This is a genomic window from Hydrotalea flava, assembly GCF_001623405.1.
GTDB lineage: Bacteria > Bacteroidota > Bacteroidia > Chitinophagales > Chitinophagaceae > Hydrotalea > Hydrotalea flava.
In genome coordinates this window covers 1-14,534 of the sequence record NZ_LUHG01000097.1, presented here as the reverse complement: position 1 = coordinate 14,534, position 14,534 = coordinate 1, and the positions used below count along the sequence as shown (strand labels likewise).

Annotated in this window: 18 protein-coding genes; 1 reads left to right on the top strand and 17 read right to left on the bottom strand. The window is 38.7% G+C overall.

The window, feature by feature from the left end:
- Positions 1–61: 61 nt before the first annotated feature.
- The 14 genes from A0F92_RS11385 to A0F92_RS11320 all read right to left on the bottom strand — a co-directional run bounded on the left by A0F92_RS11385 (position 62) and on the right by A0F92_RS11320 (position 10,356).
- Positions 62–481 (bottom strand): hypothetical protein, encoded by a 420-nt coding sequence (locus A0F92_RS11385; protein WP_068246008.1) that lies wholly within the window; start codon positions 479–481, stop codon positions 62–64.
- A 335-nt stretch (positions 482–816) separates the two neighbouring features.
- Positions 817–1,824 (bottom strand): GTPase ObgE, encoded by a 1,008-nt coding sequence (gene obgE, locus A0F92_RS11380; protein WP_068246001.1) that lies wholly within the window; start codon positions 1,822–1,824, stop codon positions 817–819.
- A 42-nt stretch (positions 1,825–1,866) separates the two neighbouring features.
- A complete protein-coding gene (locus tag A0F92_RS11375; protein WP_068245995.1) occupies positions 1,867–2,472 on the bottom strand; it encodes an acyltransferase in 606 nt (201 codons plus the stop codon).
- On the bottom strand, positions 2,469–2,891 hold the full coding sequence (paaI, locus tag A0F92_RS11370) for a hydroxyphenylacetyl-CoA thioesterase PaaI (RefSeq protein WP_068245989.1): 423 nt from the start codon (positions 2,889–2,891) through the stop codon (positions 2,469–2,471). The genes A0F92_RS11375 and paaI overlap by 4 nt, the downstream gene beginning before the upstream one ends.
- Before the next feature lie 11 nt (positions 2,892–2,902).
- Positions 2,903–3,676 carry an enoyl-CoA hydratase-related protein gene (locus tag A0F92_RS11365; RefSeq protein WP_068245986.1) on the bottom strand — a complete coding sequence of 258 codons (774 nt, stop codon included), beginning with the start codon at positions 3,674–3,676 and terminating at the stop codon, positions 2,903–2,905.
- A gap of 9 nt (positions 3,677–3,685) precedes the next feature.
- Positions 3,686–4,192: a 1,2-phenylacetyl-CoA epoxidase subunit PaaD gene (gene paaD, locus A0F92_RS11360; protein ID WP_068245983.1), complete on the bottom strand. Its 507-nt coding sequence runs from the start codon at positions 4,190–4,192 to the stop codon at positions 3,686–3,688.
- Positions 4,186–5,025 carry a 1,2-phenylacetyl-CoA epoxidase subunit PaaC gene (gene paaC, locus A0F92_RS11355; RefSeq protein WP_068246257.1) on the bottom strand — a complete coding sequence of 280 codons (840 nt, stop codon included), beginning with the start codon at positions 5,023–5,025 and terminating at the stop codon, positions 4,186–4,188. The genes paaD and paaC overlap by 7 nt, the downstream gene beginning before the upstream one ends.
- A gap of 35 nt (positions 5,026–5,060) precedes the next feature.
- Complete coding sequence (paaB, locus tag A0F92_RS11350) at positions 5,061–5,423, bottom strand: 1,2-phenylacetyl-CoA epoxidase subunit PaaB (protein WP_167517049.1); 363 nt, start codon at positions 5,421–5,423, stop codon at positions 5,061–5,063.
- A 29-nt stretch (positions 5,424–5,452) separates the two neighbouring features.
- The gene (gene paaA / locus A0F92_RS11345; RefSeq protein ID WP_068246253.1) at positions 5,453–6,430 is read right to left on the bottom strand and encodes a 1,2-phenylacetyl-CoA epoxidase subunit PaaA; all 978 of its coding nucleotides are present in this window, start codon (positions 6,428–6,430) and stop codon (positions 5,453–5,455) included.
- 60 nt (positions 6,431–6,490) lie between these two features.
- Entirely contained in the window at positions 6,491–7,564 is a 1,074-nt protein-coding gene (gene paaE, locus A0F92_RS11340) for a 1,2-phenylacetyl-CoA epoxidase subunit PaaE (protein ID WP_068246250.1), read from the bottom strand.
- Positions 7,565–7,617: 53 nt separating this feature from the next.
- Entirely contained in the window at positions 7,618–8,208 is a 591-nt protein-coding gene (locus A0F92_RS11335; protein WP_068245980.1) for a TetR/AcrR family transcriptional regulator, read from the bottom strand.
- 55 nt (positions 8,209–8,263) lie between these two features.
- The gene (locus A0F92_RS11330; RefSeq protein ID WP_068245976.1) at positions 8,264–9,154 is read right to left on the bottom strand and encodes a phosphatidate cytidylyltransferase; all 891 of its coding nucleotides are present in this window, start codon (positions 9,152–9,154) and stop codon (positions 8,264–8,266) included.
- A 14-nt stretch (positions 9,155–9,168) separates the two neighbouring features.
- The gene (locus A0F92_RS11325; protein ID WP_068245973.1) at positions 9,169–9,384 is read right to left on the bottom strand and encodes a putative signal transducing protein; all 216 of its coding nucleotides are present in this window, start codon (positions 9,382–9,384) and stop codon (positions 9,169–9,171) included.
- 9 nt (positions 9,385–9,393) lie between these two features.
- The gene (locus A0F92_RS11320) at positions 9,394–10,356 is read right to left on the bottom strand and encodes a CPBP family intramembrane glutamic endopeptidase (protein ID WP_167517047.1); all 963 of its coding nucleotides are present in this window, start codon (positions 10,354–10,356) and stop codon (positions 9,394–9,396) included.
- 70 nt (positions 10,357–10,426) lie between these two features.
- Between A0F92_RS11320 and dusB the strand changes: the two genes are divergently transcribed.
- Positions 10,427–11,464: a tRNA dihydrouridine synthase DusB gene (gene dusB, locus A0F92_RS11315; protein WP_068245969.1), complete on the top strand. Its 1,038-nt coding sequence runs from the start codon at positions 10,427–10,429 to the stop codon at positions 11,462–11,464.
- A gap of 93 nt (positions 11,465–11,557) precedes the next feature.
- Here dusB and A0F92_RS11310 read toward each other — a convergent pair whose 3' ends face one another.
- From A0F92_RS11310 to A0F92_RS11300, 3 genes are all read right to left on the bottom strand, one after another.
- Positions 11,558–12,148: a glutathione peroxidase gene (locus A0F92_RS11310; RefSeq protein ID WP_068245966.1), complete on the bottom strand. Its 591-nt coding sequence runs from the start codon at positions 12,146–12,148 to the stop codon at positions 11,558–11,560.
- A gap of 68 nt (positions 12,149–12,216) precedes the next feature.
- Positions 12,217–13,596 carry an aldehyde dehydrogenase family protein gene (locus A0F92_RS11305; RefSeq protein WP_068246247.1) on the bottom strand — a complete coding sequence of 460 codons (1,380 nt, stop codon included), beginning with the start codon at positions 13,594–13,596 and terminating at the stop codon, positions 12,217–12,219.
- 130 nt (positions 13,597–13,726) lie between these two features.
- Positions 13,727–14,534 (bottom strand): glycoside hydrolase family 3 C-terminal domain-containing protein (locus tag A0F92_RS11300; RefSeq protein WP_253810398.1); only part of this gene is annotated, 808 nt, incomplete at its 5' end.

The window sequence follows — 14,534 nt, the reverse complement described above, 5'->3', positions numbered from 1 at the left end:
AAGCTATTGCACATTTGTTTGCAATAGCTTTTTCTTTTTACAAAATTTTTAATTTACACCCTTACAGTTGGCTAATTTTTACATCATCCACTTGTTTGGTACGAATAGCAATATCAAATTTCTTTTGGTCAACACCATTGGCATTGCTAACCACCACCGTTAACTTTTGATAAGCAGATTTTGGAACGCTGAAACGTTTTACAAAATTCTGATCTTTAAAAGTGTTAGAATAAATTACATCGCCACTTTCATCATAAAAAGTTAAATCAAATTTGTTACCGGTTGGATTGGAATATGATACAGTAAAATTTAAATACTCATCATTACTACCGGTATATTTAATTTGAACTTTGTTGTTGTCGTTTTCTGCTTTGGTAATGTTGTTGGCTGCATGTGCATGTACTGATAAAAATAATGCTGCTGCTACTAAACTGCCTGCAAAAAATTTGTTGGCTACTTTGTTTAATGCTACTTTTTTCATGTTTTTTGGTTTTAAATGAAACAATAATTTTCCACCGATGCCGAAGCATCTTTTTTGATTAAAAAAAACTTGATTTCATTTGACAACCAATCAGATGGTGTATTTCATAGTAGGCAAGCGGTGCGTTGAAGAATAAATCAGTAAGGCCTACTTCATTTCAAATATTAATACAAAAATAGAAAAAAGGTAACCCAATACACAAAAAATTGTTACATTAACGAATTGTTACCAAACAAAACACTAACGATCGTTTGTATTTTTAGTAAGATTTCACCAAAAATAATACATATAATAAATGTATATGCATTTAAAAGTAGCCGGCAAAAACGAATTGTTTATGCTGAAAGAGGCTTGTTCAACATTTGCCAGAGCGCATCTTTTAAGGCCATTAAACCCTGACCGGTTACAGAGGATATAAACAAGTGAGGTATATGGGATGGTAGTTGTTGTTGGATGGCTTCTTTTAATTCTTCATCCAGCATATCGGCTTTACTAATAGCAATCATAAAATCTTTTTGCAGCATTTCAGGATTGTAAGCGGTTAATTCTTCCAATAAAATTTTAAACTCCGCTGCATGGTCATTACTGTCGGCAGGTATTAAAAAAAGCAATACCGAATTGCGTTCAATATGCCGTAAAAAACGATGCCCTAAACCTTTTCCTTCTGCAGCTCCCTCTATAATACCGGGCAAATCGGCCATACAAAAACTTTTGCCATCCCGATATTCCACCATTCCTAATTGCGGAATTAAGGTGGTAAATGCATAATCGGCAATTTTGGGTTTTGCAGCAGTAATTATACTTAATAAAGTAGATTTCCCTGCATTGGGAAATCCCACCAAACCCACATCGGCCAACACTTTCAATTCTAAATATTTCCAGCCCTCCGTTCCCGGTTCGCCGGGTTGGGCATATTCCGGCACCTGATTGGTAGGTGTAGCAAAATTGGCATTCCCTAAACCGCCTCTACCTCCTTTCAACCAAATTACTTCCTGTTTATCTTCTAAAATTTCAGCTTCAATTTTACCGGTCAATTCATCCTTTGCAATGGTTCCCAGCGGCACTTCAAGAATAATATCCGCACCGTCATGTCCGGTACAATTATTTTTTGATCCCGGTTCACCATTCTCTGCCAGCACATTTTTGTAATAACGCAAATGCAGTAACGTCCATAAATTGGCATTACCACGTAATATGATATGACCACCGCGACCACCATCGCCACCATCGGGGCCACCTTTTGCGGTTAATTTATTGCGCATGAAATGTTTGGCGCCGGCACCACCATGACCACTGCGGCAAAATACCCGGATATAATCTATGAAATTGTTTTTTTCAGACACAATATAACAGCATGATTGAAATACAAAGGTACAGCAATGTATTTACTGATTGGGTTTTGATTCATTCCATGTTTTGTAAACAATTGAATGTCCACTTTCGCCATCAGCATCAGGTATTTCAGTTAGCGCCTCACAAGCAGTCCAATATTCACGCATTTGTGCGGATAATGATTGATATAATTTTGTTCCTTCGGTTTTCCATTGTAACATTTCATCACTTACCGTTTTTATTTTTTTGGCAGGATTGCCAACAATTAAACTTCGGCGTTCAAATGCAGTATCTGCTTTGATGAATGTTAATGCCCCAACAATACATTCATCACCCAAAACAACATTATCCATAATCACTGCATTCATACCAACTAAACAATTGGCACCAATAGTAGCACCGTGAATAATGGCACCATGCCCAATGTGGGCACCCTGTTTTAATACAACAGTTACACCCGGAAACATATGTATGGTGCAGTTTTCCTGAACATTGCAACCATCTTCAATAATAATTTTACCCCAATCGCCCCGAATGGCGGCGCCCGGTCCTATGTACACATCACTGCCGATCATTACATTTCCGGTTACAGCTGCCTGTGGATGCACCCATGCAGAAGGATGAATAACGGGTATATACTGACGAAACCGATAAATCATGGTATTATTTTTTTTGAGGTTCTAAAACAGGTGCCTTTGAATAAAGCAATCAGGTGTTGGTTTTGATTAAAAATTTTAATTAAATACAAACCTGTACTTTTTCCATTATGCAATTCAACAGCTTCAGCAGTTAATATATCATGCACATGCACCGGTTTCAAAAATTGAATGGAGGTATCTAATGCCACCGATAATTGGTTGCGGTTATTACAGGCAAATGCAAATGCACTATCGGCAAGCGAAAAGGCAATACCGCCATGCACAATACCCATACCGTTCATCATTTCGGGCCTTACCAACATTGAAATTTTACTATACCCTTCTTTTACCTCCAATACCTGAATACCCAGCCATTGTGAAAAAAGGTCATCTTTCATCATTTGCTGTACCACCTGTTCAAAACTATTTTGCAATTGCATGGTTGAATTATTTAATTACCTTTAAAATTGGGTACTCTTTTTTGCATAAAAGCTACTACACCTTCTTTAAAATCGTTCGTAGCGGCAGCTTTTTGTTGTAACTGATCTTCTAATTCCAATTGCTGCTCCAGCGTTTGAACGGCAGATAAATGCACTGCTTGTTTAATATACGCCAATGCCCGGGTAGGCATGGTGGCTAAGGTAAGTGCTAATTGTTTGGATGCTGTTTCAAATACATCGGCAGCAAATGTTTTATAAATCATACCCATATTACAGGCATCGGCAGCAGTAACTTTATCGCCCAACAGCATCAATGCCATTGCTTTTTGACGACCAATTAAACGCGGTAAAAAGAAAGTACCGCCACTATCGGGTATTAATCCTATTTTAGAAAAAGCCTGAATAAATGCTGCCTGTTCATGCGCCACAACTATATCACATGCCAGTGCAATATTGGCGCCGGCACCTGCGGCAACGCCATTCACTGCAGCCAAAACCGGTTTTTGTAACTGTTGTAATCGGGTAATAATAGGATTAAACTGTTCTTTTAAAATCCTATCCATTCCAGTACCATTTGGATCCATTACTTCTTCCAAATCCTGTCCGGCACAAAAACCTTTACCGGCGCCTGTAATATATACACAGCGAACAGATGCATCCATACAAACATCTAATTTTTCCTGCAGCAGTAAGGCCATAGATCGATTAAAAGCATTTAACTTTTCAGGCCTGTTTAGTGTAATAAAGGCTATACCGTTATGTATTTCAAAATTAATTTCAGCCATTGTTTTTGATTAATGACATTTAAAATAATCAAAAGGTTCTTTGCAATCCAAACATTGATACAATGCTTTACAGGCTGTGCTTCCAAATCGGGAAACCAAACGGGTATGGTAAGATAAACAGTGCGGGCACTGAATGGCTTCTTCTTCCTGAAAAGCATCGGGATGGCAGACTGTTTGTTTAGGTAGCGGTGGGGCAATGCCGTAAGCTTTTAGTTGTTCCTTTCCTTTTTCAGACATCCAGTCTGTAGTCCAGGCAGGTGACAGTACCTGCTGAATATTCACCTGTTTAAACCCATTTTCCAATAACAATATTCGCAATTGCATTCGAATTACATCCATGGCCGGACAGCCACTATACGTTGGTGTTACAGCAATTGAAATTGTATTTTCATCTTCAATGATAACCTTTCTTACAATACCTAAATCAACCACAGAAAGCACCGGAACCTCGGGATCTTTTACCGTTTCCAGCAACTGCCATATTGCTTCTTCCGTATGATTGGATCTATTTACCATATTGCATTGGGGAAGGTTCTTTGTAAAAATTGCATTTCAGCAAGTATATAACCCAAATGTTCAGAATGATAACCGTTTTTTCCACCGGTTTGATGCCAACGGCCAATTGATTGTGGTGGCAAGGTTGCTGTTTCAAAAATTTGATTGATTTTATTCAGCCAATCTGAACGAAGCCTTTCAAAAGTCAGCATATCTGAGTAATAGCATAGGGTTTCATATCCTGCAGGTTCAAACAATTCGCCCACAAAAGGCCATAAGGCATCAATGGCCTGCAACATACGAAATTTACTTTCATCAGTACCATCTCCTAAACGAATCACCCATTCGCTACTCCACTTCAAATGATAGGTTACTTCCTTTACTGATTTTTCTGCAATGGCAGCCAATCGCTCATCAGCATTATTTTGTAATTGTTGAAAAAGATAAAACCGATACACACTGAAAAAGAAAATTTTAAGTATGGTTTGTGCCCAATCACCGTTGGGCTGTTCAAACAACAAATGATTTTTAAAAGCACCCACATCGCGTAAATAAGCCAAGCTGTCTTCTGTTATATGCTCAGGTATGATATCAAAATCTACCAACGATAGTGCCTTTTCTTTGGGTAACTGTTCCAATAACAAAGCTGCATATTGGTATAAGTTACGGGATTGCCCTACATAATCCAACGCAATATTGGTTAAAGCAATATCCTGTTCCAGAACAGGGCCATGCCCACACCATTCGCTGCAGCGATGTCCCATAATTAAGCTATCATCTGCCAATTGCAGTGTGCAATCAATCAATGCATCTGTAATTGCTGTTTCATTCATAACAATTGTATCTGACTCCATGAAAAATTCTTTTAAAAAACCGGCGGTGCAAGGCACTACATATATTTCAATTCATCGGGTAGCTGATAAAAAGTGGGATGCCTGTAAATTTTATCGTTAGCAGGATCGTACAAAGCATCCGATTCATCGGGATTAGATGCATGAATGTATTTACTTTCCACCACCCAAATACTTACGCCCTCCATTCTGCGGGTATACACATCTCTGGCATTCTCAATTGCCATAGCAGCATCTGCAGCATGTAAACTACCCACATGTTTATGATCGAGCCCCTGCTTGCTTCTGATGAATACTTCCCATAAAGGCCATTCACGGGAATTAGAGCCCGGGGCAGGGGCAGCACCCCCTTCAATTTCACCATAATCGCCATAATAATATTTTTTTATTAACTGCAACATAAAAGTTACTTTAAAAATGAGGAATTCAACTATCCTGCAGGCATTTTGCTTTCAGCCTGTGTTGTATTATAACGGTACTGCCTTGCTGCTTTTTTATCTTCATACGCTAAAGCTGCTTCCCGAACCCAGGCACCATTTTCCCATGCCTGTACACGGGTTGCCAATCTTTCTTTGTTACAGGGGCCATTGCCTTTTACCACATTCCAAAATTCATCCCAGTTAATGGCACCAAAATCATAGTGCTGTTTTGCTTCATTCCATTTTAAATCTTTATCGGGCAAGGTCATTCCCAAAAACTTTACCTGTTCAGCACATACATCTACAAATTTTTGGCGCAACTCATCGTTGGTAAATCGTTTAATTTTCCACTGCATGCTTTGCGCAGTATGTGGTGAATTATTATCGGAAGGCCCAAACATCATTAACGAAGGCCACCACCAACGGTTGATGGCATCCTGACACATTTTACGTTGTGCAGCATTGCCTTTCGATAAAGTTAAAAGAATTTCGAAACCCTGCCGCTGATGAAAACTCTCTTCCTTACAAACCCTTACCATTGCACGGGCATAAGGCCCATAAGAGCAGCGCGATAAAGGCACCTGATTCATGATGGCAGCCCCATCTACCAGCCAGCCAATGGCACCCATATCGGCCCAGGTGAGGGTGGGATAATTAAATATGGAAGAATATTTTGCTTTGCCGCTGTGTAACTGTTGATACATTTCATCGCGAGTAATACCCAGTGTTTCGCCAGCAGCATACAGATAGAGGCCATGGCCGGCTTCATCCTGCACTTTAGCCAATAAAATGGCTTTTCGCCTGAGTGATGGGGCACGGGTAATCCAATTTCCTTCGGGTAACATACCCACCACTTCGCTGTGAGCATGTTGTGATATTTGGCGAATTAATGTTTTGCGATATTCATCCGGCATCCAATCCTGTGGCTCAATTTTTATATCCTCATCTATTTTTTGCTGAAACTGCTCTGATAATTTTGTTGTATCCATAACCAACCATTTAGATTTCAAAAATAAGGAAATACCCGCTGCTTACTAACAATTGTTAGTTTATTTAACATCATAATCTACCCAAACTTCATCAGAAGCAGGATGACTTTGGCAGGTAAGTATAAAACCCGCAGCCACTTCATCAGGCTCCAAGGCATAATTTACCGCCATATTTACCTTACCTTTTAATAGTTTAGCACGACAGGTTGAACAAACACCACCTTTGCAGGCATAAGGCACATCGGCGCCCTGTTGCTGGGCTGCATCTAAAATACTCATGCCATTAGCAGCCAATGGAAATTGAAAACTACGCCCGTCTAACCGTATGGTAACTTTACTGGCATACACACTTTTATTCACCTGATAAACAGTAGCTGCAGTTCTTGGTTTGGCGTGCAAGGCAGTAAACAGCTCAAAATGAATATGTTGATCAGCAATTCCTTTTTGCTGCAAAAAATTTTTTACAACGGTTATCATTTCAAAAGGACCGCAAATAAAAAATTCGCTGGCAGAAAGATCAATTGCCTGTTTGGCTAAAACAGCACATTTTGGCGCATCAATGCGTCCTTCGTTCAATGGACTTTCTACTCTTTCCCTACTAAAAACAGGTATAAGTATAAAACGATCCATGTATTTATTTTTCAGTGCTTCCAAGGCTTCTTTAAATAGCATATCGGCACGGCTTTTATTGCCATACACTAATGTAAAGCTACTTTTAATTTCGGTTTGCAGAGTAGCGGTAATGATGGATAAAATGGGCGTAATACCACTTCCTGCAGCAAATGCAACATATTTTTTTTGCTGTTCGGGATGTAAAGGGGTAAAAAATTTACCCATGGGGGGCATCAGCTCAATACTATCGCCAGGTTTTAAACAATGAAATGCATAATTTGAAAAAATACCATCCGGCAATAATTTTACAGCAATGCGCCACCGTTGTTCGGAAGGAGCAGAACACAGTGAATAAGATCGCCTGACTTCTTCCCCATTGATATGTGTTCTGAGGTTAATGTACTGACCTGCCGTAAATGCAAATGCAGCCTTCAGTTCATCTGGAATATCGAAACCAATTACAACAGCCGTATCGGTTTCATGGTATACTTCATTCACTTTTACCGGATAAAAATGTGCCACAACGAATGATTTAATTAATGATTTGGGGAAACTGGTTGATTGAGTACTATCCATTAATTTTTCAATCCGCCTACCAGAATGGTAATCATATTTTCTTCTAATACATCACCACTGATGCGCTGTTTACTTCTGTGCCAGCTTTCAATGCCGCTGATGGCATGCAACATAATCAGCACCGCTGTAGTTGCATCGATGGGTTTTATTTCTTTTTTTTGAATACCCGATTCTATAATGGCAGCAAAACGTTTGCGATAAGTACGCCGCTGATTTTGGAAATTAGACAGATAGGGATCTTCAAGGTATTTCCATTCCCGGTCGCTCACATATACTTCATCAAAATGATTAATCATGCCATGTATATGAAAACGGAGAATCTTTTCTATTTTTTCAATACTACTGCAAGTTTCAGCTTCTACCGTTTCCATAAAATGCCCATAGCGATTGGCTACACTAAAACATATTTCGTGCAATAATTCGCTTTTGCTTTTAATATGGTTGTATAGGCTGGCGGCTTCTACGCCAACAATATCAGCCAGTTCACGCATACTGGCAGCTTTGTAACCTTTTTCTTTGAATAAAGTAGCGGCTTTGGCTATAATTACTTCTTTACGAGAGTTATTGGTGTCGGTTTTAATTCTTCCCATGCTGCAAAAATACACTAACTAACGTTAGCACCAAATGAAAGTTCATACTGTTAGTTTAAAGAGGGAATCCACTCATTGCCCATAAAAAAAGCCAAACAATGGGCGTTGCCAGTAACAAGGAATCGAATCGGTCTAAAAAACCACCATGCCCCGGCATAATTTGTCCACTGTCTTTTACACCCGCCATTCGTTTTAATTTGCTTTCCAACAAATCGCCGAAAGTTCCGGCCACCGTAGCAATAATGGTAATACCCCATGCAATGTTTAGCGAAACACCTGTAAACTGAATACCCAGAAAAGTAGCTACAATTATGGCTATAATAGCTCCACCAATGGTACCTTCCCAGGTTTTTTTGGGAGAAATAGCAGCAAGCGGCCTTTTACCGATAAAGGAACCCACCAAATAAGCCATGGTATCATTGATCCAGATGGTACCAATCAATAGCAATACAATGGCAAGCCCCGGAAATATTTGTAAGTTATTAATACCTGCTACAGGCCAAAAACCAATTCGAATATCCATCATTAAACTCCAGCTCAATGAAATATAAATAAGCCCCAATAAGGAATACCCGATTATTTTAAGATCTATTTCCTTCTTCAACACAATTTCTTTGGCCATTAATAAAACAGCCATTAATAAAAACAAATACCATCCCAAACCATACATGGTTACCTGGCCCAATGGAAAAGGGTTATGAAAACGCCAAACCATAAAGCACCATCCCAAAAACATAACTCCATATTCATGCACCAACCCAATACCGTTGTAGGACGGATATATTTTTTTAATTAATTGCTGATACTCATGCCAGCAGCCAAAATGAATAAGGGTAAATAATATAAAAAAACTCCACTGATTAATCAGTAACCCGGACAGCATAATCATAACAAAAAGCAATGCGGTAAGTGTGCGGGTTTTAAATGTTTGCAGGTTCAATGCCATAGCAATTCGTTCAATTAATTTAAAAGCGACTGTTGTAATAAATGCTGTGCCACATCTTTCAAATGCATGGGCACATAAATTTCAATTTGTCCGAATATCAGGTAACTGCTGTCTAATTTATTCAGCACCTGAACCGGAATACTGTTTTCTTCCAAAACTCCTTTTATAATGCTGGCTTTCGGAAAATTTTGTGTACTGAATAACAAATACCAGGAGGGTTTATCCTTCATAAAAAAAGTTTATACCAATGATTGCTGCGTTGGTGTAACCTGCTTAAAGTACTTAAATAATGCTACTAACGCTATAACGGCTGCAATGCCAATATACCAGGGAAAAGTTGTATCATCCAAAGCATCTTCTTTTAACTGTCCGTTTTTGGTAGCAAAATACAACATGGTTACAGCAAAGCCATTGTTCAAAAAATGCAACAAAATATTGAGCCATATATTTTTACCATAATAATAAATATAGCCTAAAATAATGCCCAGTCCAAAACGGGGTAAAAAACCATAATAGCTGGTGTGCGCTGCACTGAAAATGATACTGGTAATAATGATGCCTACTGCCGCATTTTTAGTCCATTTTACCAGAATATTTTGTAACCCTCCTCTGAAAAAAGTTTCTTCAAAAATGGCCGGCGCAATGGCAATAACGAACAATGTGTACAGGTAATCGCCAAAATTTTTCATGGAAGCCATCCCCTTTACGCCATCGGTATATGCTTTTTCCATTGCCTTAAAACTCACTTCCCATTTGTGTGGAATGGGAATAATTTGGTTGAGCTGCGTTAATGCACCGCTTAAAAACAAACCCGCAAATACCATTGCAATCACCAAATATACCTGACGAATATTTACTTTACGATTATATTGCATGTATTGCAAAGGCTTGCGGCTTAATAACAATGCTAAAAAATATGCCGGCAAAAAAAACATACAAAAAGACATTACCAATTGAATCAGTTTGGCTACATTGGCATAAGCCGGTAATAAAATATAGGTAGCCATGCTGGTAAACGATTGGTGCGTCATCATCATCCAAATAATTACTGCCAATACACTACTCACTACAATACCCATTCCCGCAAAGCCAATCAAAATGGCCAACTGCCCAAAATAAGAAATTTTACTACTACGTAAAACCGGCTTTTCTGCTGTAAAGGCATCAAAACCATCTTGTTCCGGTGTTGTATTTTCAAACATATCCATAATTTATCTGTAAGATTGTAAATTTGCACTTTGGTTGTTAACCAACCAATTAATTTTTAATTGAATGGTAAAAATAGGAAACATCAGCTTACCGGCCTTTCCTTTATTGCTGGCTCCTATGGAAGATGTTAGTGATCCTCCTTTTAGGGCAGTATGTAAAGAGAATGGGGCAGACTTAATGTACACCGAATTTATATCGAGTGAAGGATTGATTCGTGATGCCATTAAAAGCAGAAGAAAATTAGACATATTTGATTACGAACGCCCCATTGGCATACAAATTTTTGGCGGCGATGAAGAAGCCATGGCGCTCAGTGCTAAAATTGTGGAAACCGTACATCCCGATTTGGTTGACATTAACTTTGGTTGCCCGGTTAAAAAAGTTGTCAGCAAAGGTGCCGGAGCCGGCGTTTTAAAAGACGTTGATTTAATGGTACGCCTGACTGAATCCGTTGTAAAATCTACGCATTTGCCGGTAACTGTTAAAACCCGTTTGGGTTGGGATGAGCAATCTAAAAATATTGAAGAAGTAGCAGAACGCTTGCAGGATGTAGGTATTCAAGCTTTATCTATTCATGGTCGCACCCGTTCTCAAATGTATAAGGGAGAAGCCGACTGGACGCTCATTGCCAAAGTAAAAAATAATCCCCGCATCAAAATTCCCATTTTTGGAAATGGCGATATTGACTCACCCGAAAAAGCATTTGAATACAAAAACAGGTATGGTGTAGATGGCATCATGATTGGCCGCGCCGCTATTGGCTATCCCTGGATTTTTCGTGAAATTAAACATTATTTCGAAACACAAACAGTATTACCTTCACCAACTATACGGGAACGGATTGACGTTTGTAAAAACCATCTTTTAAAATCGGTTGAATGGAAGGGCACCATTGTTGGCATTAATGAAATGCGCCGCCATTATGCCAACTATTTAAAAGGTTTACCCGGCATAAAAGAATACCGCAACAGATTGGTGACCGTAAAAGAAACAGAAGAAATTATTGCCATTTTATCTGAAATTGAACAGAATTATGAAGGGTACAGTTTTGAGCGCACAGCCATTGAACTGATTAATTATCACGAGAAATGCCCGGTATAATATTATGTTACCGGCAACAAATCGTTGTGCAGCACCTGTTGCGTCGCACACTTGTACGTTCCTATCGCTATGCGGCAAGCGGCAATTACATCATCACTGTTCAATAGCGGCTAAAAATTTAGGAGATAAAGGCGAAACAAAAGAAGAAAAATAATGCGTTAACATACCTGATTCATTCACAAGATATTTATTAAAATTCCAAACTGGTGCCTGATTATTCCATCCATTCCTGTTCGCATCACTCAACCATTGGAACACAGGATGCTGCACCTGAGATTTTACCACAACCGATTTTTGCATTAACGGAAATTGTACTCCGTAATACAAGCTGCAAAAATTTTTAATATTGGCATCCGTATCCGGTTCCTGATTTTTAAAATCATTGGATGGAAATGCCAGGATGTTCAACCGGTCTTTATATGTTTCATATAATTTCTCCAACGCATTATACTGCGCCGTAAAACCGCAATTACTGGCAGTATTCACCAGTAATACTTTTCCCCCGTGTAAAGATGAAAAGTTGAAAACGGAGCCATCAGATTGAATGGCTTGCAAAGTGTAAAAATCTACCGGCGGTATCACTTGTTGCAAATTGACCAGATAATTTTTTTTATCCGGCATCCACTTACCTATTTGCATGGTAATGGGATATATCCATTTCAACAAACTTTGTTTTACTGTCATACTATATTTTAAAATGTACTAACAAGGCAACACATCATTGATGGATGTTGTTCAAAAAAACGCATCATTTACCGAATCAGCCATTTAAACAGTTTCAGCTTTCCTTTAAAAGGCGGGTATTTGATAGCCGGATCAAACCAAGTTGGTGTTTGCATTACTGTTTTTTGATGACTGAAGGTGTTAAAAGAATATTTACCATGATAAGCGCCCAGTCCGCTGCCTCCCCTTCCGCCAAAAGGCAAATTTGGATTGGTTAAATGCCAGCTGGCATTATTGATACAGGCACCACCTGATGGTATTTTTTGTATCCAATCTTCGGCATTTTTTTTAGATTGCGTAAATACATAAAATGCTAACGGATTTGGGTTGACGGAAACAATAGATTCTACTTCTTCCGGAGTTGAATAAGAAAGTATTGGCAATACCGGACCAAAAATTTCTTCTTTCATTATGGAAGCATTTAAATCAGATACCGCTAATAAAGTAGGCGCAATATATAAATTATCTTTTTGAAAGGTGCCTCCTGCTAATATAGTTCCCTGTTGTAAATAACCAACTACCCTGTTCCATTGTTTTTCATTAATCATTTTACCATAATCAGGATTGTTGGCTGCATCATCTCCAAAAAACTGATGAATTACCTTTTTCATTTCTTGTACAAAAACCTCCTGAATAGCATGATGCACCAAAACATAATCGGGGGCCACACACATCTGTCCACAGTTCGAGAATTTGGTAACAGCAACCCGTTTTGCAGCTATAGCAATATTGGCATCAGCATCAATTAAACAAGGACTTTTACCCCCCAATTCCAATGTAACGGGCACTAATTTTTCAGCAGCCATTGTATAAATGATTTTACCAACTGCTGTGCTGCCGGTATAAAAAATATAATCGAATGTAAATGAACGTATCAGAGCAGGTACCACTTCAGCACCATCTCCCTGAATGCAAGCAATATAATTTTTGGAAAAAGTGGTATCAATTATTTTTTGTAACATATTTGCAGTTGCCTCCGCAAACTCACTCGGTTTTACCACCGCCACATTACCGGCAGCAATGGCGCCTACTAATGGACTGAATAATAATTGAACCGGATAGTTCCATGGCGCAATGATTAATACAACGCCCCAGGGTTCTGCATATACTTTACTGGAAGAAGGCAGATTCGCTAAATTAGTACCAACATTTTTTGGCTTTATCCAATTTTTTAAATGGTGCAGCGCATGATTTATTTCAGCCACCACCATCCCAATTTCCGTAACCCAGGCTTCTTCCCTGCTTTTTTTTAAATCAGCTTCCAGCGCAGTATACAATTCATTTTCAAATTGAAGAATGGCTGCTTTTAAATTCAGTAACTGCTGCTTTCTAAAAGCATAAGTTTTGGTAACCCCTGATTGAAAATTCGTTCTTAAATCATTGAGAAAAGACAAATCATTCGGCTGCATATCAATTAATTTCAAAGAAAAGATAAAGAAAATAACGCTACAAATAAAACCCCATCATTGATAGCAAAAAAAGGGCCATTGCAAGTAATTGCAACAGGCCCTATCTAACAAAAACGACTACCACAAATTTTTAATTATTGAATAGTGTAAATGAAGCTGTTTGCACTTCATTACTGTTGGTACCAATCATCACTTCATATTTTCCGGGCTCAGTAACATATTTTAACTGGCTGTTATAAAACTTTAATACATCAATCGTTATCGGAAAGTCAACTGTTTTGGTTTCGCCCTTTTTTAAAAATATTTTTTGAAATCCTTTCAACATTTTAACCGGCCGGCTAACAGATGCCACTTCATCACGCAGATATAGTTGTACCACTTCCTCCCCATCATAATTACCGGTATTCGTAACATTGACTGATGCATGAATGGTTCTTCCATTTTTCAAACTAATGTCAGATAAAGTAACCGGGGAATAATGAAAACGTGTATAACTTAATCCAAAACCAAACGGAAACAGGGGTGTGTTAGGAATATCTAAATAATCTGATTTAAATTTGGTATCTCCACCTAAAATATAAGGTCTGCCTGTATTTAAATGATTATAATACACCGGAATTTGCCCAACACTAAATGGAAACGAAGCAGTTAGTTTACCCGAAGGATTCTCTTTTCCAAATAACACGTCTGCAATTCCATTTCCGGCTTCCGTTCCACCAAACCATGCATCCAATATAGCAGTAACCTGCTGACTTTCTTTAACCAACGTCAATGGTCTTCCGTTAAATAAAACCACCACCACCGGTTTTCCGGTATGCACCAAAGCAGTTAACAAGCGTTGCTGGCTTTCAGGTAAACCAATATCTGCCCTGCTGGATGATTCTCCGGACATATCGGCTGCTTCGCCTAATGCAGCCACTACCACATCGGCCTGTAAT